The following is an 18,939-nucleotide window of genomic DNA, read 5'->3' on the forward strand; positions in this document are numbered from 1 at the left end:
CATCAGCCGTCCGTCTTCAGCCGTTCGACGGCCATCAGAACACGCTCGGGTGTCGCCGGAGCATCTAGGCGCGGGCATTCCCGGTAGTCGGCAACGCTGGCGACGGCCATGGAGAGCGCTTCGAACACGGAGATACCGAGCATGAAGGGCGGCTCGCCGACGGCCTTGGAGCGCTTGATGGTCCGTTCCTTGTTTTCCGACCATTCCGCCAGGTTCACGTTGAAGACACGCGGACGGTCCGAGGCGAGCGGGATCTTGTAGGTGGACGGCGCATGGGTGCGCAGCCGGCCGGCATCGTCCCACCACAGTTCCTCGGTGGTCAGCCAGCCCATGCCCTGGACGAAGGCGCCTTCCACCTGGCCCTTGTCGAGGATCGGGTTCAGCGACCGGCCGACGTCATGCAGGATGTCGGTACGCTCGATGCGGTATTCGCCGGTCAGCGTGTCGACGGAAACTTCCGAACAGGATGCTCCATAGGCGAAGTAGTAGAACGGACGTCCCTTGCCGGCCGCGCGGTCCCAATGGATCTTCGGCGTCTTGTAGAAGCCGGCCGCCGACAGGTGGACGCGGGCCATATAGGCTTCGCGCGCCAGTTCGTCGAAAGAGAGGCTTTGCTCGCCGATCTCGACCCGGTTGTTGGCGAACCGCACGTCTTCCGGCGCCACGTTCCACTTTTCCGCGGCAAAGGCGGTGAGGCGTTCCTTCAGCTGCTCGGCAGCATTGAGCGCGGCCATGCCGTTGAGGTCGGAGCCCGAGGACGCGGCGGTTGCCGAAGTGTTCGGAACCTTTTCCGTGGTTGTCCTGGTGATCTTGATGCGTTCAAAATCGACCTGCAGCGTGTCGGCGACAACCTGGGCGACCTTGGTGTTGAGGCCCTGGCCCATTTCGGTGCCGCCGTGGTTCAGATGGATCGATCCGTCATTATAGATATGGATCAGCGCGCCGGCCTGATTGTACCAGGTGGCCGTAAAAGAAATGCCGAACTTGACCGGCGTCAGCGCAATGCCCCTTTTAATGATGGAGGAATGGGCATTGTGCTCCAGGATCGCTTTGCGGCGGGCCTGGTAGTCAGAGGAGACTTCCAGTTCACCGATCAAGCGCGGCAAGATGTTGTCCTCGACCTCCTGATGGTAGGGGGTGAGGTTCCGTCCGTCCGTTGCATCGCCGTAGAAGTTTGCCTTGCGGATCTCCAGCGGGTCCTTGCCGAGCGCATAGGCGATTTCTTCGATCATCCGTTCGGCCGCGACGACCCCTTGCGGGCCGCCGAAACCGCGGAAGGCGGTATTGGAGACGGTGTTTGTCTTCATGGGCCGGCTGACAAGCCGGACGTGCGGATAGAAATAGGCGTTGTCCGCGTGAAACAGTGCGCGGTCGGTCACGGGACCCGACAGATCCGAGGAGTAGCCGCAGCGGGCCGCGAAGGACCCCTCGACACCCTGGATGCGGCCTTCGCCGTCGAACGCGACGTCGTAGTCGACGACGAAGTCGTGGCGTTTGCCGGTGGCGGTCATGTCCTGGTCGCGGTCGGGGCGGATCTTGACCGGACGGTTCCACTTCTTGGCGGCGATGGCGGCAACCGCGCAGAAGAGGTTCATCTGGCTTTCCTTGCCGCCGAAGCCGCCGCCCATGCGGCGCACGTTGACCGTGACCGCGTTGGAGGGGACGCCGAGCACATGGGCGACCATATGCTGCGCCTCGCTCGGATGCTGCGTCGAGCAGTGAACGATGACATCGTCGTCCTCGCCCGGAATGGCGAAGGCGATGTGACCTTCCAGGTACATGTGGTCCTGGCCGCCGATGCTGATCCGGCCCTTGAGGCGGTTTTCAGCGGAGGCAAGCGCCGTTGACGCGTCGCCCCGTTCCAGCTTCAGCGGCGCGGTGACATGCGGATGGCCGGCCTCGATGGCGCTGATCGGATCGAGTGCGTGCGGCAGCACCTCGTAGTCGATTTTCGCCAGTTCGGCGGCGCGCCGGGCGGCCTCGCGCGTTTCGGCGACAACGGCAAAGAGAGGCTGGCCGTGGAACTCGGTCTTTTCGGTCGGGAAGACCGGCTCGTCCTTCAGGCCCGTCGGGCTGATGTCGTTGCAGCCGGGCACATCCTTGGCGGTCAGCACATCGACAACGCCGGGGGCGCTCAGAACGGCGGAAAAGTCCGTGGACTTGATCAGACCGTGGGCGACCGTGGAGACGCCGAGATAGGCGTGCAGCGTGCCTTCCGGCTCGGAAATGTCGTCGCAATATTCGGCGCGGCCGGTGACGTGCTTTTCGGCGCTGTCGTGGCGGCGGTCGGTGTGAACCGCGCCGCGGATGGACTTGCCGGCTTCAGTGATCTGTTCGTGTTTCATGGAATTTGCCTCACTGTCACGCGGTCATCAGGTCGACGGGTTCGCCGGTCGCCTCGTCATGGCTGAGGAAAAAGCGCTGCAGCAGGTTGCGGGCAACGCTCGTCCGGTAGTCCGCCGAGGCGCGCCAGTCGGACAGCGGGGTGAAGTCGGCTTCGAGCGCCTTGCCTGCGGCGGTGAAGACCGCCTGGTTCCAGGGCTGCCCGGTGAGCGCGGCTTCCGCTGCGGCCGCACGCTTCGGTGTGCCGGCCATGCCGCCGAAGGCAAGGCGGCAGCCGGTGATGACGCCGTTCTCGACGGTAACGGAGAAGCCGGCGGCAACGGAGGAGATGTCCTCGTCGCGGCGCTTGGAAATCTTGTAGGCGGCATCGCGCTGGCCGGGTGCGGCGCGCGGAATGATGATGCTTTCCACGAATTCGCTTTTGTGCCGGTCCTGCTTGCCGTACTCGATGAAGAAGTCTTCCAGCCGCAGGGTGCGTTGCTCCGCGCCCCTGCGCAGGACGATCTCGGCACCGAGCGCGATCAGCACCGGCGGGGTGTCGCCGATGGGCGAGCCGTTGGCGATGTTGCCGCCGATGGTGCCCATGTTGCGAACCTGCTGGCCGGCAATGCGGTCCCAGTAGGCTTCAAGGTGCGGGAAGGCTTCCCGGATTGCGTCCTGGGCTTCGGTGTAGGTAACGCATGCGCCGATCTCCAGCGTGTCGTCCGTCAGTGCGATGGACTTCAGGCCGCTCAGGTTGCCGATGAACACGGCGGGGCCGATCGGGCGCATGAACTTGGTGACCCAGAGGCCGACATCGGTCGATCCGGCGACGATGGTGGCATTCGGGAATTCTTCCAGCACGGCGGCGAAATCGTCGACGTCCGCCGGAATGATCGCCCGGTTGTCTTCCGGCCCGGTGACGACGCGCTTGCCGTCGTTGAGGGCGCTCAGGCGGCGCGTGATCTCGGCGCGTTCGGCTTCCAGAAAGTCGTTTGCCGGCGTGCCGTAACGGTTGGCGGCCATGGCGGCTGCGATGATCGGCTGGTAGCCGGTGCAGCGGCAGAGATTGCCTTGGATGGCGGTCTCGACTTGCGGTTCCGTCGGCTCCGGATTGCCCATCCACAGCGCATAGAGCGACATGACGAAACCGGGGGTGCAGAAACCGCACTGGCTGCCGTGAAAATCGACCATTGCCTGCTGGATCGGGTGCAGGCCGCCGTTCTCGCCCCTCAGGTGCTCGATGGTGACAACATGGCAACCGTCTAGCGATGCCAGGAAACGGATGCAGGCGTTGACGGTCTCGTACTTCAGCACGCCGCCGTCGAGCCGGCCGACCAGCACGGTGCAGGCCCCGCAATCGCCCTCGGCGCAGCCTTCCTTGGTGCCCTTCAGCCGGCGTTCCAGTCTCAGGTAATCCAGCAGCGTCCTGTCGGCTGCCACGTCGCCGGCGGCGACCTCCGCGCCGTTCAGCAAAAACCGGATTTCATTGCGGTTGTTCATCGCATCCTCGGTCATGTCTCTTCCCATTGACTGAGCGTACTGACGAGGACTGGCGCGAAAAATCCGGTGATTCCGGAAATTCTTTCAACAGATCATTGAAAATCGACGCGTGAAAGCCATGCAAAACTGCAACAAACGCTTCGGAAGTGCTAAGCTGGCCGGACCGGCGTAAGCCACGGCGATTTCACGCGAAAATTCATCGGAGGAAAGGCGTGACATGTCCTATCTGGAAAGCCTGAGGGTCTTCACGCGGGTGGTCGAGCTGGGCAGCATCACCTCCGGCGGTCGGGACCTCAGATTGACGCCTGCTGTCGCCAGCAAGCGCATCAAGGAGCTTGAAAAGCACCTGGGGGTCCGTCTTTTTAACAGGACCACGCGCTCGCTGACGCCGACCGAGGTCGGCAAGGTCTTCTATGATTATGCGGTCAAGGCGCTGGCGTCGATCGAGGAAGCCGAGACGGCGGTGGCGAGTTATTCCGACACGCCCCACGGTGTCATCCGCGTCACCGCTCCGCTCGGGGCCGGGCGGCGGATCATCGCGCCGCTGGTGCCGAAGTTCGTCGAACACTATCCGGCAACGGAGGTGCATCTGCGCTTGTCGGACCGCAAGGTCGATCTCATGTCCGACGGACTGGATCTCGCCTTTTTCATAGGCACGCCGCCGGATTCCAACCTCAAGCTCCGCAAGATCGCCGATTGTCCGCGTGTTTTATGCGCCGCGCCGGACTACCTGAAGAAACATGGAACGCCGGAAACGCCCGACGATCTCCTCAGCGAAGACCACAACTGCCTGCTGCTGCGCTTCCCGCGTTCGCCGGAATACTTCTGGGTGCTGCAAACGCCGGACGGTCCGCGCAAGCTGCAGGTCTCCGGCAAGTTCGATACCGACCACGGCGACGTCCTGACCGACTGGGCGCTGGCAGGCCACGGCATCGTCAACAAGCCGCGCTTCGACGTCGCCGGGTACCTGCAACAGGGACGGCTGGTCGAGGTTCTGCCCGAGACCCCGCCGCCACCGACCATCTTCGGCTGCCTCTACCCCCACCGCCAGTTGCAGGATCCCAAGATCCGGCATTTCGTTGACTTTGTGATCAAGCACGCGGATGTGGGCGGCTGAGAAGCCTCGTCATTCCGGAAAAGTGAGGCGCAGCCGAACGCCGATCCGGGATCCCACCCAATGTGATACTCTGGGCCGGTGATCCTCGAGCACAACAATGGCGGAGGCTCAAATGAAGTGGACCGGTGGGTGCCTGTGTGGTGCAATCAGATACGGTTGCGATGAAGACCCGGTGTCGGCGGGAATTTGTCATTGCAGGCGATGTCAGAAATGGACCGGCGGACCGTATTTTGCACTGGTTGGATTTTCCGTGGCGACCCTGCAATTCACAAAAGGTGCGCCCAAGATGTTTCGCGAACCCCACGCCATAAAAGAACGCGGATTTTGCTCCGAATGCGGCAGCCCAATCTGGGATCGCTACCTGGTCACGCTCAACGATTTTCGTGAGGAAAAAGGGGACCCGTCAGGCCCAGAGGTAGTCTGGGTACCCATCGGGACGCTCGATCATCCGGAACAGGTCACGCTGGAGTTTCATTTCGGCGTCGAATCCCAGCTGCCCTGGGTCAAATTCGACGACCACCTTCCCCGCACCCGCTCCGAAGACGATCCGGGGATTGCCGCCGCCTTCAGGGCTGCCAGGAACGGGGAAATCTGAGCGCCTTGGGGAAGGGCGGGAGCGGCCACATAACAAAAAAAGGCGTTCCCCGTTTCCAGGAAACGCCTTGTTCAGTCAATGTGGCCAGTTACTGGATCGCCCCGCCGAAGGGCAGTTTTCCCCTGGCGTTCTCGTACCACTCCACGATCTTCTGCCGTTCGCCCTCTTCCATGAAGGAGACGTTGGCCGGCGGCATGGCGTGGGTGAGGCCGGACTGCAGGTAGATCTGCTTGGCGGTCTTCACCACGTCGGCTTCCGTTTCAAGAAGAATGCCCTTCGGCGCGTGGTAGATGCCTTCATAGAAGGGTTCGCGGGCGTGGCACATGCCGCAGCGGCCCGGAATGATGTTGACCACGTCCTCGAACCCCTCCGCGCTGGCGAACACCTGCTGGGTCGGCGTCAGGGGCTGGGCCTCGGACACCTCGAGCGTGTTCTTCGTCCACATCGGTGCCATGGAGATCTGCATGATCAGCACGAACAGGATCGCGGTCACCAGCCAGGTCCAGGTCGGGTTGCCGGTGCCGGCATGCCTGGTATTGAAGTAGTGCCGGATGGTCACGCCCATCAGGAAGACGAGGGCGGCGATCACCCAGTTGTATTCCGATGCGAAGGCCAGCGGATAGTGGTTGGAGAGCATCAGGAAGACGACCGGCAGTGTCAGGTAGTTGTTGTGGGTGGAGCGCAGCTTGGCGATCTTGCCGTATTTTGCGTCCGGCGTGCGACCGGCCTTCAGGTCCGCCACCACGATCTTCTGGTTCGGGATGATGATGAAGAACACGTTCGCGGTCATGATCGTTGCCGTGAAGGCCCCGAGATGCAGCATGGTGGCCCGGCCGGTGAAGATCTCGTTGTAGCCGTAACCCATGGCGACCAGCAGCACGAAAAGGAGCACCATCAGCACCGTGGGGCTTTCGCCGAGCGGCGACTTGCACAGCCGGTCGTAGACGATCCAGCCGATGGTCAGCGAGCCGGCGGAAATCAGGACCCCCTGCCACAGGGAAAGGTCGGCCTTCGCCGGGTCGATCAGGTAAAGCTCGCCGCCCCCCCAGTAGACCAGCATCAGAAGTCCGGCGCCGGACAGCCACGTCGAATAGCTTTCCCATTTGAACCACACCAGATGCTCCGGCATGTTTTCCGGCGCAACCAGGTATTTCTGGATGTGGTAGAAGCCGCCGCCGTGCACCTGCCATTCCTCGCCATGGGCGCCGACGGGCAGATGCGGAACCTTGCGCAGGCCAAGGTCCAGCGCAACGAAATAAAAGGATGAGCCGATCCAGGCCATCGCAGTGATCACGTGCAGCCACCGGACGGCAAAGGCCAGCCACTCTCCGATGATGGCTATGTCGTACATGGTATCTCCTCCAAAAAACGTGGCTGCATGCTAGTCCATCCATTAATTTTCTGGTATCTCATGGCAATGCCGAGCAGTTTCAAAAAAATCGGAACAATAAGCTGATGGCCTACCTTGAGAATATCCGGACTTTCCTGCGTGTCTACGAGCTCGGCAACATGTCGGCTGCCGCCCGCGACCTCAGGATCTCCTCCGCCGTCGCCTCCTCGCGCGTATCGCAGTTGGAGGAGCATCTGAACGTGCGCCTGTTCCAGCGCACCACGCGGGCGCTCAGTCCGACGGAACACGGCAATCTGTTCTATCGCGGCGCAACCAAGATCATCGAGGCAGTGGAGGAGGCGGAAGCGGAAATCAGCAATGTCACCCGCTCTCCGCGCGGCACCCTGTTCGTGGCCGCGCCGATCGGCATGGGCCAGCGCCTGATCGCGCCCGCCATTCCGGGGTTCAAGCAGGCCAATCCCTTGATCGACATCCGCCTGCGCCTGTCGGACCGCAAGGTCGATCTGACAGGCGAGGGGCTCGATGCCGCCTTCTTCCTGGGGCTGCCGGAGGATTCGACACTCAAGATCCGCAAGATCGCCGATTGCGAGCGCATCCTGTGCGCCTCGCCGGACTATGTCGCCCGCAAGGGCATGCCGAAGGCTGCGGAGGATCTCGCAGCCGGCAAGCACGACTGCCTGAACATGCGCTATCCGGGCGCACCCGAATTCCAGTGGCCGCTGCAGACCGAAAACGGCGTCAAGCGGATTGCCGTGACCGGGCCGTTCGAGTCCGACCACGGTGACGTCCTGACGGGCTGGGCCCTGGAAGGCCACGGCATCATCCTGAAACCGGTCTTCGAAGTTGCCGACTATCTGGCCTCGGGCAGGCTGGTGCCGGTTCTGGCGAACGAACCACCCATTCCGGTGCAGATGGCCTGCCTTTACACCCACCGCAGGCGGCAGGACCCGAAGGTCCGCCTCTTCCTGGATTTCATGGTGGCTCACATTCACAAGTCGCTGGCGGCGATGCCGGGCCGTTAGGCGTTCGTCAGACCCCGGTCCGTTAGCGATAGATCCAGCATTGAAACTGTTCTTGTGCGATCCGCGCCGGCATTCTGCCGGCCGGCGATGTGAAAGCACGTGCTGTCGAACGGGCTGAATTGCAGCATTGCGCAGAATATTGCAATAAACTGCAAAATGCTGCAAAATGCTGCAGAATGCGGCAATGCTTGATCTCAACAATCCTCAAACCCGCCAAAACATTCTGCAAGAGCGTCTTGATCTGGGGGCACCGCTTGTGGCGGCCACACTTGCGGAAGAACTCGGCATATCGATCGACACCGTCCGGCGCGATCTCATTGCGCTGGAGCAGCGTGGCCTTGTGCGACGTGTGCGCGGCGGGGCGATTCCCGTGCCGCAGTCTTCGCCGCCTTATGCGGTGCGGGCCGCCGCCCCCGATCCGGGCATCGAGCCGCTTGCCGACAAGGCGGTGCTGCTGATCCCCGGAGACGCGACGGTCTTTCTCGATGCCGGGACAACAATGAACGCCATCGCGGCCCGATTGCCCGAGGGATTTGGCGGATTGATCGTAACGCCCGCCCCCTCCGTCGCGCTGGCCGCGCTCACGCGGGGCGCGCGCGTTCAGATGATCGGCGGCGCGCTGTGCCCTGAAGCGGCGATGGCGACAGGCGGAGACGCCGAACGTGCGGTGGGCGAAATTGCCGCCGATCTCTGTTTTCTCGGTGCCTGCGGCCTCTGGCCGGAATTTGGCTTGAGCGCGGAAAATGCTGCCGAGGCAGGCGTCAAGCGGTCGATGGCCCTGGCCGCCGCGCGCACCGTCGTTGTTGCCACATCCGGCAAGCTGGAAAGGCTCGGAAGCCACCGTGTGCTTGCGCTTGGGGAGATTGACGGTCTCGTGACGGATGGCGCGCCCACGCTTCTGAAGGCCTTTCAGGACGCGGGTGTGGAGGTAATCCGTGTCTGAAACCGCCGTGGCAAATCACATCCGGAAACGGCCTCTGTGGGCGGACGCTGACTGGCGGGCGGTTGCGGCGGCCTTCGCCCTGAACGGCCTGCTGTTCGGGGTCTGGGCGGCACGGGTTCCGGCTTTCAAGGAAACCTTCGATCTGGCGCCCGGAGCGCTGGGCTTGCTGCTTCTGGCTCTGGCCGCAGGAGCCATCGTTTCCTTTCCTTTCGCCGGCGGCCTTTCCGAGCGGTGGGGCGCCGACCGGCTCACGGTCCGTTGTGCCTGGGGATACGGCCCGGCGCTTCTGTGCCTGGCGCTGGCTCCGAATGCCATCCTGCTGGGAGCCGCCCTGTTTGTCTTCGGGGGCCTGCACGGCGCCATGGATGTTGCGATGAACGGCTGGGGCGCGCGGGTTGAGACCCGTCTCGGGCGCAGCACCATGTCGATCTTTCACGCGTTGTTCAGCCTCGGCGCCGGTTTGGGCGCGGCAAGCGGTTTCCTGGCGGTAAAACTCGGTTACGGCCCGATTGCGCATTTCAGCGCGGTTGCCGTCTTTGGCGGTGGCGCGGCTCTGTTTCTCATGGTTCCCGTCCTGCCGAAGTCTGCGCCCGCAAGCCGGGCCTCCGGATCGCGGCCGGTTGTGATACTGCCGTCGGGGGCTCTGCTCCTGGTCGGCCTGATCGCCTTCTCCGTTGCCATCGGCGAAGGTGCGATGGCCGACTGGAGCGCGGTATTCCTGCATACGGTCGTTTCCGCGACGGAGGCGCAGGCAGCGCTCGGCTACGCCGCCTTCAGCACCACGATGGTGCTGACCCGGTTTTGCGGCGGCATCCTGGTTGAACGGTTCGGGCCGGTCGTCACGACCCGTCTGAGCGGATTGACGGCTTTCGCCGGGCTGATGATGGTGATCGGCACGGATGTATTTGCAGTGGCGCTCGCAGGGTTTGCGCTGGCCGGTGTCGGCTATGCGGTTGTCATGCCGCTGGTCTTTTCGCGGGCAGCAAGCGATGCGGTCATGCGTCCCGGACCGGCGATCGCGGGTGTCGCGACCCTGAGCTACGGCGGCATGTTGTTGGGGCCGCCCGCAGTCGGCTTCCTTGCGCAATGGGCCGGTTTGAGCACTGCTTTCGCGGCCTTGGCGCTGCTTGCGCTTCTGGCCGTCCTGTTGGCGGGGCAGTTGCGCGTGCAATCGGGCGGAGAACCGCCGGGTTGACTTCCGGACTCATGGCCGGACTTTCTGCCGGATGCAGGATCACTGATTGTGTCTCCGGTCCGGTTTTCCACCACGTTGGCTTTAACGTTAAAAGCTGCGCGCGGTTTCCAGAAGGTCCAGGATTTCCTTCCTGAGTTCGTTTGAGAATTCCTCCACCAGCATGGACAGCGGCCGGTTGGCCGGCTGCATCAGGGACATGCTGATCACGCAGGCGGGCTCGAAAGGTCTGAAGACCACGGTGCTTTGACTGCCGAAGCTCTGCTCGTGGCTGACGGCGGATAGACCGTCGCAGATCGTGTAGCCCAGCCCCTCGGCAACGAGCTGCAGCGCCGGCAGGAAGGTTCTGAGCTCAAAGCGCCGGTTGAGGCGGGCGCCGGTTTCCTCGAACGCCGCCCGGGTCTGGGTGCTGACCTTGTGCTCGTCGAAGAGCATGGCCATCGGCTTGCCGTCGAGGTCTTCCGGCGTGATCACCGGTTTTTCTTCCAGCGGATCGCCCTTCGGCAGGGCACAGACGCAGGGAAACTCGAATTCCTCGGAGCGGATGGTCCGGCGCGGCTCGGGGGTTTCGGCAAAACCGACGTCATACTGCTGCGAGGCGATCCAGTCGGTGACGACCGGCGAGGACCGCATCATCAGCGAGGCTTCGATCTCCGGCCTGTCTCTCAGAAACCCGGCGACGACCCGCGGCATGAAAAAACTGGAAGCCGCCGGATTGCAGGCCACCCGGAGCCTGCCTTTCTGGAGGTTGCCGATTTCCTGCAAGGTACGGGTGGAGCGGGTCAGCCGGTCGAGCAGGAACTCGGCTTCCTCCATGAAAAAATGGGCTTCCGGCTTGGGGATCAGCCGTCCCCGTTCCCGCTCGAACAGCGGAAAGCCGATTTCCTTTTCAAGCCCCGCAATCATGGCGCTGATCGCCGGTTGGGTCCGGTGCAGTGAGCGTCCCGCCTCGGAGACGGAACCGGTGCGCATCACCGCAACAAAGGTCTGCAACTGACGAAAGGACAGGTTCATGGCAAAACTATAAAGTCACTTTATCAAACTAGCAATATTTCGAATTTGCTCTTATGGGTTGGCCAGCGTCATACTCCCGCAACGTTAGAAATTGTGCCGGCGCCCTGCCTGGGCGCCACTTACGGGGGGATGGACTTTGGAACGGTTTGCGCAGTGCCTGCTGACGGCTCTGATCTGCATCGTTGCACTTGGCCAGTTTGTTCAGGTGGTGACGCGCTACGTCCTTCAGGTCCCCGTCATGGGGCTTGAAGAAACGATCATGTATCCAACGCTGTGGCTTTACATTCTGGGCGCAGTCAACGCCTCGCGCGAAAACACGCACATCCGCGCCAACGTGCTGGAGATTTTCCTGACCACGGAACGTCAGCACACCATACTGGCCATCGTCGGTGAAATCATTTCGCTGGCCGTCGGCATCTGGCTGCTGACCTGGGCGTGGGACTACACCCGCTATGCATGGCGCGTGTGGAAGGAAAGCCCGACGCTCTACATTCCCACATTCTATGCCGATGTGGCGCTCGTCGTCGGGCTTGTCCTGATGATGGCCTACACCGCCACCTATCTTCTGGGACACGTCCGCAGCCTCGCGAACGGAGGCGCAAAATGATCGAGATCGCGCTTCTGGCCATCGGTATCCTGGTCGTCACCCTGACCCTCGGCGTGCCGCTGCCCTGGTGTTTCGGCACCGCGCTGATGGTGATGTATTTCGTCGGCGACGTCACCATGAAGGGCATGGTGCTCTGGGGCTTCCAGCAGCTCGGCAATCCGACGCTGCTTGCCATTCCGCTTTTCGTGCTGGCCGGCACGATCATGTCGGAAAGCGGCATCGCGGCGGCGCTCCTGCGGTTCGTGAACTCCTTCATCGGCCATGTGCGCGGCGGCCTCGGCGTCGTTGCCGCCGTCAGCTGCGCCGTCATCGGCGCGATTTCCGGCTCGGGTCTCACCGGCATTTCGGCCATCGGCCCGCTGCTCATTCCGGAAATGGAAAAGCGCGGCTATCCGCGGGAATACGCAACCGCCCTGATCGCCAACTCGTCGATCCTCGGCCTGCTCATCCCGCCGTCCGTCAGCATGATCCTGTTCGGTTGGGTCACCGACACTTCGATTGCCGCCTGTTTCCTGGCAACGCTCGGCCCCGGCCTCCTGATCATGTTCAACTTCGCGGCCGTCAACGTCTGGATGTCGCGCAAGTTCAACCTGGTGCTGGACGAAAAACCGACATTTTCCGAGTTCTCCCGGGATGTCACGAAGCGCGGCATCTACGCCTTCCCGGCGCTGCTGATGCCGGTGATGATCCTCGGCGGCATCTACGGCGGCATCATGACGCCGACGGAATCGGCTGCCCTTGCCGTGATCTACGCCATCCCGATCGGCTTCCTGATCTACAAGGGCCTGCGCATCGACAATTTCCTGCATGCCGGCAAGGAAGCGGCAACGGCGGTCGGCGCCATCATGCTGATGATCCTGTTCTCCATGATCCTCGGTCAGATGTTCGTCTACGAAGGCATCCCGCAGAAGCTGGTGGGCGCGATCTTCGGCATCACCGAGAACCGCATCGTTCTGCTGATCCTGATCAACATCCTGCTGTTCCTGATCGGCATGGTGGTCAATGACGCCACCGCCATCATCCTGGTCGCTCCGCTCCTGCTGCCGCTGATGCAGGCCATCGACATCAACCCGGTGCAGTTCGCGGCCATCATGGGGGTCAACACGGCCATGGGCGGCGTCACGCCTCCCTACGCCTCGATCCTCTATCTCGGCGCGCGCATCGGCAAGGTGAAGGTCACCAAGGTTATCCCGCCGGCGATGTTCCTTGTGCTGGTCGGATACGTCCCGGTGGTCTTCCTGACCTCCTTCTGGTCCGACCTCTCGCTCTACCTGCCGAGCCTGTTCGGCTACTGACCCCGGCCCGGTCCGCGATGGGCAGGCCAGCAACGAAACCTGGAGGAAATTGAAATGCTTACCAAGGGGAACACCATGAAGAAACTGCTCGGAGCGACCGCGGTCGCCACCTTTATCGGCCTTGCCGGCCTTGCCCAGGCAGCGGACCTGAAGATGAGCCACGTCCGCCCGCAGGGCGCGACCATCGACGTCGAGTTGAAGGCCTTCGCCGACAACGTCAAGGAAACCACCGGCGGCGACGTCAACATCGAAATCTACGCCGCCTCCGCGCTGGGCGACTATACCACCGTGCAGGAGCGCGTCTCCGTCGGTGCCATCGAAATGGCCACCCAGCCGGCAGCCACCGGCACGGACCGCCGCATGCAGATCGCAACCGTTCCGTTTCTGGCTTCCAACTGGGAAGAAGCCCGCAAGATCTTCGGCCCCGGCGGCGTGATCCACGACACCATGGCCGAGCTCTATTCCAAGCAGGACATCACCATGCTGGCCGCCTATCCGGTCTATTTCGGCGGTATCTCGCTCAACCGCGACGCCGTTGCGCCGGGCACGACCGAAGCCAAGGGCATCAAGGTGCGCGTTCCGGGCATCAAGAGCTTCCAGCTCACCGGTGAAGCGCTCGGCTACATTCCGGCGCCGATCCCCTTCGCGGAAGCCTTCACCGCCGTTCAGGTCGGCGTGGTCGACGGTGTCATCGGCTCCGGCGCGGAAGGCTACTACGCCTCCTTCCGGGACGTGACCAAGACCTACATCCCGGCCAACACGCACTTCGAAGTCTGGTACATGATCATCTCCAACGAGGCTCTGGCGAACCTCGATGAGGACGACCAGGCGGCCCTGAAGAAGGCTGCCGGTGAATTCGAGGCCGCGCGCTGGGTCGTTGCCGAGGAAGATCAGGGCAAGTGGGAACAGCGCCTGACGGACGAACTCGACGCCAAGGTCGTGTCGCTGACGGACGAACAGCTTGCCGCCATGGCCACCACGGTGCGCGAAGCGGTCTGGCCGGAACTGCTGAAGGATGTCGGTCAGGAATGGGGCCAGTCCATCCTGGACAAGGCACTCAACTAAGCTGTGATTTCCCGGGCGGCGGGATCCGCCGCCCGGTTCCAATCCAACTTCGGAATTCGTCATGGAATCGGACTACGCCATCATTGGTGGAGGCGTCGTCGGCCTGTCTGTTGCCTGGGGCCTTTTGAAACGGGGCCGGTCGGTGACGGTTATCGACGGCGACGACGGCAGCTTCAGGGCCAGCCGCGGAAACTTCGGCCTTGTCTGGGTGCAATCCAAGGGCATGAAACAGCCGGCCTATGCCCGCTGGTCTCAGCGTTCGGCGGCGGCCTGGAAGGAGTTTGCCGACGAGCTCAGCAACAACACCGGTTTCGATCCGGCGCTTGAGCAGAAGGGCGGCTATGACCTGCATTTCTCCGACGAGACGCTGGCAGAGACTGTCGCCAACTACGAGATCCTGAAAGCCAAACTCGATGGGAACTACCCCTACGAGGTGCTGGGTCACAACGAAATTCGCCGTGAAGAACCCGAAATCGGCCCGAAGGTGGCCGGGGCCATCCTTCATCATCAGGACGGGCACGCCAATCCGCTGAAACTCCTGAAGGCGCTTGCCGCCGATGTCCGGCGCATGGGCGGCCGGGTCCTGAACGGCAGGACGGTGGACGCGGTCAGCCAAAACGGTTGTTTCCGCGTCCGTTGCAGCGACGGGACGGAGATCGAGGCGGACAGAACCGTCCTGGCCGCGGGGCTCGGCGCTGCCGAACTCGGGCCGAAGATGGGTTTCAAGGCAAAGGTCCGCCCGCAGCGGGGCCAGGTGCTGATCACGGAAAAGCTGCCGAAGATTCTCAACCGGCCGTCGCTGATCGCGCGGCAGGTGGACGAAGGCGGCATCCAGATCGGCGCGACCAACGAAGAGGTCGGCTACAACGATCAGGTGACGACGAAAGGCCTTTCGACCCTCGCAGCCGAGGCTGTCGCCGCCTATCCGATCCTCGCCAAGGCGCAGCTTGTGCGCAGCTGGGGTGCGCTCAGGGTGCTCTCGCCGGACGGCCTGCCGGTCTATCAGCAAAGCCGTGAAATGCCCGGTGCCTTTCTGGTGACCTGCCACAGCGGCATCACGCTGGCCGCCGCCCATGCACGCTTTCTGCCCGACTGGCTGGAAGCAACCAACGACGCCCCGGATCTGGAGGTTTTCAGTGAAGACCGTTTCGACCTTTCGTGACCTGAAGCCCGCCGGGCGGCTGGTCCGCGTCCGCTTCGCGGGGCAGGAGCTCGAACTGCGCGAAGGCGGCAATCTGGCGGCCGAGCTTCTGGCCGCCGGTGTGCAGCCGCTACGAGTCACGCCCGTTTCCGGAGCGCCGCGCAATCCCTACTGCATGATGGGCGCCTGTTTCGATTGCCTGGTCGTGATCGACGGCGTGACCCGTCAGGCCTGCATGAGCGAAGTGAGCGACGGCATGGAGATTTCCATGCATGGCGCCGGGAGCGGAAGCGATGCTTGAAGCCGATCTTGTCATCCTGGGGGCGGGCCCCGCGGGCATGGCTGCAAGCCGGCGGGCCGCCGAAGCGGGCCTGTCCGTGCTGCTGCTGGACGAACAGCAGCGGGCCGGCGGCCAGATCTACCGGGACGTCGAGCGCGCCGCGAAGACACGTGGCGGCATTCTCGGCCCCGATTTCACCAAGGGGCTCGATCTCGTCCGGGCACTGGAGCATCCCAAGATCCGGCATATCGCGGGAGCCGTCGTCTGGCAGATCGAAGAGGGCACGCGCGTCGCGTTCTCTGTCGATGGCAAGGCGTCGGTCGCCACCGGCAAGCGCCTGCTGATCGCCACCGGCGCGCTGGAACGGCCAATGCCGGTTCCCGGCTGGACGCTACCTGGCGTGATGACGGCGGGCGCGGCGCAAATTCTTCTGAAGCAGAGCGGGTTCGTCTGTGAAAACGCGGTACTCGCAGGCACCGGCCCGCTGCTCTATCTGGTCGCTGCGCAGATGGTGCGCGCCGGAACGCCGCCGCTGGCGCTTGTCGAAACCCAGACCTCCAGCGATCTGCGGGCCTCGCTGGCCCATTTCGGCGGCGCCCTGCGCGGCTGGAAATATCTGGTCAAGGGGCTCAGTCTGATCGCCGAGCTCCGCAAGGCCGGGGTTCGGCGCTACAAGGGCGCCACCGGCATCGCCATTGAGGGGGAGGGCAAGGCCGAGGCACTGGTTTTCAACGCGAACGGACGGCACCACCACCTCGCCTGCGCAACCGTCCTGCTGCATCACGGCGTCGTGCCCAACACGCAGACCGCCCGCTCGATCGGTGTGTCGCACAGATGGTCAGACGGCCAGCATTGCTTCGTGCCGGAAAAGGACATCTGGGGCCGCACGGCAATTGCGGACGTCTTTATTGCGGGGGATGGTGCCGGTATCGGTGGCGCGGTGGCCGCGGCACTTGCCGGTGAGCTGGCCGCCCTTGAGATCGCCCGCGATCTTGGGGCCGCAACAATGGGCGAAAGGGACGCCACCGCCGCACCGCTCCGGCGCAGGCTTGACGGGGAACTGGCGGCCCGCCCCTTTATCGACCGCGCCTATCCGCCGTTTTCCGAAGCACTTGCGCCGGCCGACGAGACCATCGTCTGCCGCTGCGAGGAGGTTACCGCCGGCGACATTCGCCGTTATGCCGGGCTCGGCTGCCTCGGCCCCAACCAGACCAAGGCCTTCGGCCGCTCCGGCATGGGTCCCTGCCAGGGCCGCTATTGCGGCCTGACGGTTACCGAACTGCTTGCGTCCGCAAACGGGCGCACCCATGACGACACCGGCTATTACCGCATCCGGCCGCCGCTCAAGCCCGTAACCCTGGGCGAACTCGCGGCGCTGGAGGACGGTCTGAACAACGACGAGGCAAAGGAACCCGCCGAATGATCGAACGTATCGACACCGCAACTCGCATGAGCAAGATCGTCAAGCACAACGGCACGGCCTATCTGTGCGGTCAGGTGGGGAGCGGCGCCACGGTTGCAGAGCAGACACGGGACTGCCTGTCCCGCGTCGACGCGCTGCTGGAAAAGGCAGGCTCCTCACGCGAGAAAATCCTGCAGGCCATCGTCTGGCTGGCGGACATGTCGGACTTCGCCGAGATGAACGAGGTTTGGGACGCCTGGGTCCCGGCCGGCCACGCCCCGGCCCGGGCTTGCGGCGAAGCCAAGCTGGCGAGCCCCGGGCTGAAGGTGGAGATCATCATCACCGCCGCCTGCGATTAAAAGCAATTCACTGGAACGGGGCCGGAAACAGGGCGTTTTCCGGCCCCGAGCGTGTCGGGTGACCGATCGCCACGAAAGCCACACCAACACCCTCATCCCGAGGTGGACCGTCAGGTCCTTCTCGAAGGATGGCGGCAAACTCCGGTGCAATTGGCCCATCTTTCGAGACAGCGCTCCGCGCTTCCTCAGGATGAGGTGGTATGTGGAGAGTTGAATGGAAGTCTGCTTTCCGGGTGCTTTCCGGCAGCATTCAGAGTGCCATCTCTTCAAGTTGAAGTGACCCCGAGGGAAGCTGGGCCCTTGGCCCCTGGCCGGAAATATTGTTAAGTTCTTGAAGGAACGGGCGGATTGTGCACCCGCGCAGTTTGCCCGAGGTTCCGGCCGGGAGCTTGCGGATGAATGTCGACGGTTTCATCGCCGAATTCCAGTCCTGGGCAAGATTGCTGCTCAGCTATCTGACCGCGCCCTGGTTCTTCTATCAGGCGGGCATCATTATCGTGCTCTATCTGCTGGCGATGGTCATCAGCTGGAGGATCGAGCCGCAGCTTGAGGAACGGGCGCGTGCAATCAAGGGCCACCCGGGGCTGCTCCGGGTGGTGGTGGCACTGCTCCGGCGCGTGGAATGGATCCTCTTCAGCCTGTTTCTCTTCATCGCGCTCACCATCATGCGCAGTGTGACCTGGCCGAGCCGCAGCCACTTCATTTCCGTCGCCCTGTCCCTGTCGCTCGCCTGGCTCTTCGTGGCCGTTCTGTCGCGGGTCATCCGCAACCGCCTTGCGGCCCGCACGCTGACCTGGCTGGCCTGGACCTATGTCGCACTCGTCATTCTGGGGTTCGACGACGAGGCCGGGACGTTCCTCGACAGCCTTGCCTTGCCGCTGGGGCAGATGCGCCTGTCGGCGCTGCTCGTTCTGAAAGCCGCGGTGCTGCTGATTGCGACCGTCTGGGTTGCCGTGGTGCTCGGCCGCTATTTCGACGAACAGGTCCAGAAATCGGACGAGCTCACCCCGTCGATTCGGGTGCTGATCGGCAAGGTGGCGAAATTCGGCCTCATACTGATCGCCGCGACCATTGCCCTGTCCTCGGTCGGCATCGACCTGACCGCCTTCACGCTGTTTTCCGGTGCGATCGGCCTCGGGATCGGCTTCGGCCTGCAGAAGGTGATCTCCAATTTCATCTCCGGCATCATCATCCTGCTCGACAAGTCGATCAAGCCGGGCGACACGATTTCGCTGGAAGGCACCTTCGGCTGGATCCGGGAACTGAGGGCCCGTTTCGTCTCCGTCGTCACCCGCGACGGCCGCGAGTACCTGATCCCGAACGAGGACTTCATCACCCACCGGGTGATCAACTGGTCGTTCAGCGACGACCTCGTCCGGCTCGACGTCAACTTCGGGGTATCCTACGACGCCGACCCGCATGAGGTCAGCAAGCTGGCGATTGCCGCCGCCGCCACGGTCGGCCGGGTGGACGCAAACCGGCGCCCGGTCTGCTGGCTGACGGGCTTCGGCGACAGTTCCCTCGATTTCGTCCTCCGCTTCTGGATCCACGACCCGCAGCAAGGCCTGACAAACATCCGCGGCAAGGTCCTGCTGGCGCTCTGGGACACCTTCAAGGAAAACAACATCGGCATTCCGTACCCGCACCGCGAGATCATAATGAAGAAGGACGCGGCGGAGGATCTGGGGGATTGAGACCTGTGAGTGAGGACCTGCTGTATTTCGCTGTCCC

Annotated in this window: 17 protein-coding genes; 13 read left to right on the plus strand and 4 right to left on the minus strand. The window is 63.3% G+C overall.

Translation table 11 applies throughout. From position 1 onward, the window contains the following. Nucleotides 1-2 precede the first annotated feature (2 nt). The gene (gene xdhB, locus ACQY7U_RS12150; protein WP_428644780.1) at nucleotides 3-2,345 is read right to left on the minus strand and encodes a xanthine dehydrogenase molybdopterin binding subunit; all 2,343 of its coding nucleotides are present in this window, start codon (nucleotides 2,343-2,345) and stop codon (nucleotides 3-5) included. Between the two features lie 16 nt (nucleotides 2,346-2,361). Beyond that, nucleotides 2,362-3,825, minus strand: coding sequence for a xanthine dehydrogenase small subunit (gene xdhA / locus ACQY7U_RS12155; protein WP_428644825.1), 1,464 nt, complete (start codon nucleotides 3,823-3,825; stop codon nucleotides 2,362-2,364). Nucleotides 3,826-4,042: 217 nt separating this feature from the next. Between xdhA and ACQY7U_RS12160 the strand changes: the two genes are divergently transcribed. Then, nucleotides 4,043-4,942, plus strand: a complete 900-nt coding sequence (locus ACQY7U_RS12160) for a LysR substrate-binding domain-containing protein (protein ID WP_428644782.1) — start codon at nucleotides 4,043-4,045, stop codon at nucleotides 4,940-4,942. Between the two features lie 112 nt (nucleotides 4,943-5,054). Then, nucleotides 5,055-5,537, plus strand: a complete 483-nt coding sequence (locus ACQY7U_RS12165; RefSeq protein WP_428644827.1) for a GFA family protein — start codon at nucleotides 5,055-5,057, stop codon at nucleotides 5,535-5,537. An 88-nt stretch (nucleotides 5,538-5,625) separates the two neighbouring features. On the opposite strand, the gene ACQY7U_RS12170 is transcribed toward ACQY7U_RS12165, so the two are convergent. After that, nucleotides 5,626-6,888 carry a urate hydroxylase PuuD gene (locus tag ACQY7U_RS12170; RefSeq protein WP_428644783.1) on the minus strand — a complete coding sequence of 421 codons (1,263 nt, stop codon included), beginning with the start codon at nucleotides 6,886-6,888 and terminating at the stop codon, nucleotides 5,626-5,628. A gap of 104 nt (nucleotides 6,889-6,992) precedes the next feature. Here ACQY7U_RS12170 and ACQY7U_RS12175 point away from each other — a divergent pair, with 104 nt between their 5' ends. The 3 genes from ACQY7U_RS12175 to ACQY7U_RS12185 all read left to right on the plus strand — a co-directional run bounded on the left by ACQY7U_RS12175 (nucleotide 6,993) and on the right by ACQY7U_RS12185 (nucleotide 10,048). Beyond that, a complete protein-coding gene (locus tag ACQY7U_RS12175) occupies nucleotides 6,993-7,910 on the plus strand; it encodes a LysR family transcriptional regulator (protein ID WP_428644785.1) in 918 nt (305 codons plus the stop codon). Between the two features lie 184 nt (nucleotides 7,911-8,094). Further along, nucleotides 8,095-8,853 (plus strand): DeoR/GlpR family DNA-binding transcription regulator, encoded by a 759-nt coding sequence (locus ACQY7U_RS12180; RefSeq protein WP_428644787.1) that lies wholly within the window; start codon nucleotides 8,095-8,097, stop codon nucleotides 8,851-8,853. Beyond that, nucleotides 8,846-10,048, plus strand: coding sequence for an MFS transporter (locus ACQY7U_RS12185; protein WP_428644789.1), 1,203 nt, complete (start codon nucleotides 8,846-8,848; stop codon nucleotides 10,046-10,048). Before ACQY7U_RS12180 ends, ACQY7U_RS12185 begins: the two co-directional genes overlap by 8 nt. Before the next feature lie 87 nt (nucleotides 10,049-10,135). Here the strand turns inward: ACQY7U_RS12185 and ACQY7U_RS12190 are convergent, their stop codons facing one another. Further along, nucleotides 10,136-11,059 (minus strand): LysR substrate-binding domain-containing protein, encoded by a 924-nt coding sequence (locus ACQY7U_RS12190; RefSeq protein WP_428644791.1) that lies wholly within the window; start codon nucleotides 11,057-11,059, stop codon nucleotides 10,136-10,138. Nucleotides 11,060-11,195: 136 nt separating this feature from the next. Between ACQY7U_RS12190 and ACQY7U_RS12195 the strand changes: the two genes are divergently transcribed. From ACQY7U_RS12195 to ACQY7U_RS12230, 8 genes are all read left to right on the plus strand, one after another. Continuing rightward, on the plus strand, nucleotides 11,196-11,666 hold the full coding sequence (locus tag ACQY7U_RS12195; protein WP_428644793.1) for a TRAP transporter small permease: 471 nt from the start codon (nucleotides 11,196-11,198) through the stop codon (nucleotides 11,664-11,666). Next, complete coding sequence (locus ACQY7U_RS12200; protein ID WP_428644795.1) at nucleotides 11,663-12,961, plus strand: TRAP transporter large permease; 1,299 nt, start codon at nucleotides 11,663-11,665, stop codon at nucleotides 12,959-12,961. The genes ACQY7U_RS12195 and ACQY7U_RS12200 overlap by 4 nt, the downstream gene beginning before the upstream one ends. 54 nt (nucleotides 12,962-13,015) lie before the next feature. Beyond that, entirely contained in the window at nucleotides 13,016-14,026 is a 1,011-nt protein-coding gene (gene dctP / locus ACQY7U_RS12205; RefSeq protein WP_428644797.1) for a TRAP transporter substrate-binding protein DctP, read from the plus strand. A gap of 61 nt (nucleotides 14,027-14,087) precedes the next feature. Continuing rightward, entirely contained in the window at nucleotides 14,088-15,188 is a 1,101-nt protein-coding gene (locus ACQY7U_RS12210; RefSeq protein ID WP_428644799.1) for an NAD(P)/FAD-dependent oxidoreductase, read from the plus strand. After that, entirely contained in the window at nucleotides 15,163-15,468 is a 306-nt protein-coding gene (locus ACQY7U_RS12215; RefSeq protein ID WP_428644801.1) for a (2Fe-2S)-binding protein, read from the plus strand. The genes ACQY7U_RS12210 and ACQY7U_RS12215 overlap by 26 nt, the downstream gene beginning before the upstream one ends. Next, nucleotides 15,461-16,870 carry an FAD-dependent oxidoreductase gene (locus ACQY7U_RS12220; protein WP_428644803.1) on the plus strand — a complete coding sequence of 470 codons (1,410 nt, stop codon included), beginning with the start codon at nucleotides 15,461-15,463 and terminating at the stop codon, nucleotides 16,868-16,870. Before ACQY7U_RS12215 ends, ACQY7U_RS12220 begins: the two co-directional genes overlap by 8 nt. Next, nucleotides 16,867-17,208 (plus strand): RidA family protein, encoded by a 342-nt coding sequence (locus ACQY7U_RS12225; RefSeq protein ID WP_428644805.1) that lies wholly within the window; start codon nucleotides 16,867-16,869, stop codon nucleotides 17,206-17,208. Before ACQY7U_RS12220 ends, ACQY7U_RS12225 begins: the two co-directional genes overlap by 4 nt. A gap of 395 nt (nucleotides 17,209-17,603) precedes the next feature. Next, complete coding sequence (locus ACQY7U_RS12230) at nucleotides 17,604-18,902, plus strand: mechanosensitive ion channel family protein (RefSeq protein WP_428644806.1); 1,299 nt, start codon at nucleotides 17,604-17,606, stop codon at nucleotides 18,900-18,902. The last annotated feature ends 37 nt before the right edge of the window (nucleotides 18,903-18,939 follow it).

It is taken from the genome of Roseibium sp., assembly GCF_050301095.1.
Lineage (GTDB): Bacteria > Pseudomonadota > Alphaproteobacteria > Rhizobiales > Stappiaceae > Roseibium.

Coding starts and splice junctions, on each gene's coding strand:
- xdhB (WP_428644780.1), bottom strand. CDS start 2,345: ATGAAACACGAACAGATCACTGAAGCCGGCAAGTCCATCCGCGGCGCG.
- xdhA (WP_428644825.1), bottom strand. CDS start 3,825: ATGAACAACCGCAATGAAATCCGGTTTTTGCTGAACGGCGCGGAGGTC.
- ACQY7U_RS12160 (WP_428644782.1), top strand. CDS start 4,043: ATGTCCTATCTGGAAAGCCTGAGGGTCTTCACGCGGGTGGTCGAGCTG.
- ACQY7U_RS12165 (WP_428644827.1), top strand. CDS start 5,055: ATGAAGTGGACCGGTGGGTGCCTGTGTGGTGCAATCAGATACGGTTGC.
- ACQY7U_RS12170 (WP_428644783.1), bottom strand. CDS start 6,888: ATGTACGACATAGCCATCATCGGAGAGTGGCTGGCCTTTGCCGTCCGG.
- ACQY7U_RS12175 (WP_428644785.1), top strand. CDS start 6,993: ATGGCCTACCTTGAGAATATCCGGACTTTCCTGCGTGTCTACGAGCTC.
- ACQY7U_RS12180 (WP_428644787.1), top strand. CDS start 8,095: ATGCTTGATCTCAACAATCCTCAAACCCGCCAAAACATTCTGCAAGAG.
- ACQY7U_RS12190 (WP_428644791.1), bottom strand. CDS start 11,059: ATGAACCTGTCCTTTCGTCAGTTGCAGACCTTTGTTGCGGTGATGCGC.
- ACQY7U_RS12200 (WP_428644795.1), top strand. CDS start 11,663: ATGATCGAGATCGCGCTTCTGGCCATCGGTATCCTGGTCGTCACCCTG.
- dctP (WP_428644797.1), top strand. CDS start 13,016: ATGCTTACCAAGGGGAACACCATGAAGAAACTGCTCGGAGCGACCGCG.
- ACQY7U_RS12210 (WP_428644799.1), top strand. CDS start 14,088: ATGGAATCGGACTACGCCATCATTGGTGGAGGCGTCGTCGGCCTGTCT.
- ACQY7U_RS12220 (WP_428644803.1), top strand. CDS start 15,461: ATGCTTGAAGCCGATCTTGTCATCCTGGGGGCGGGCCCCGCGGGCATG.
- ACQY7U_RS12225 (WP_428644805.1), top strand. CDS start 16,867: ATGATCGAACGTATCGACACCGCAACTCGCATGAGCAAGATCGTCAAG.
- ACQY7U_RS12230 (WP_428644806.1), top strand. CDS start 17,604: ATGAATGTCGACGGTTTCATCGCCGAATTCCAGTCCTGGGCAAGATTG.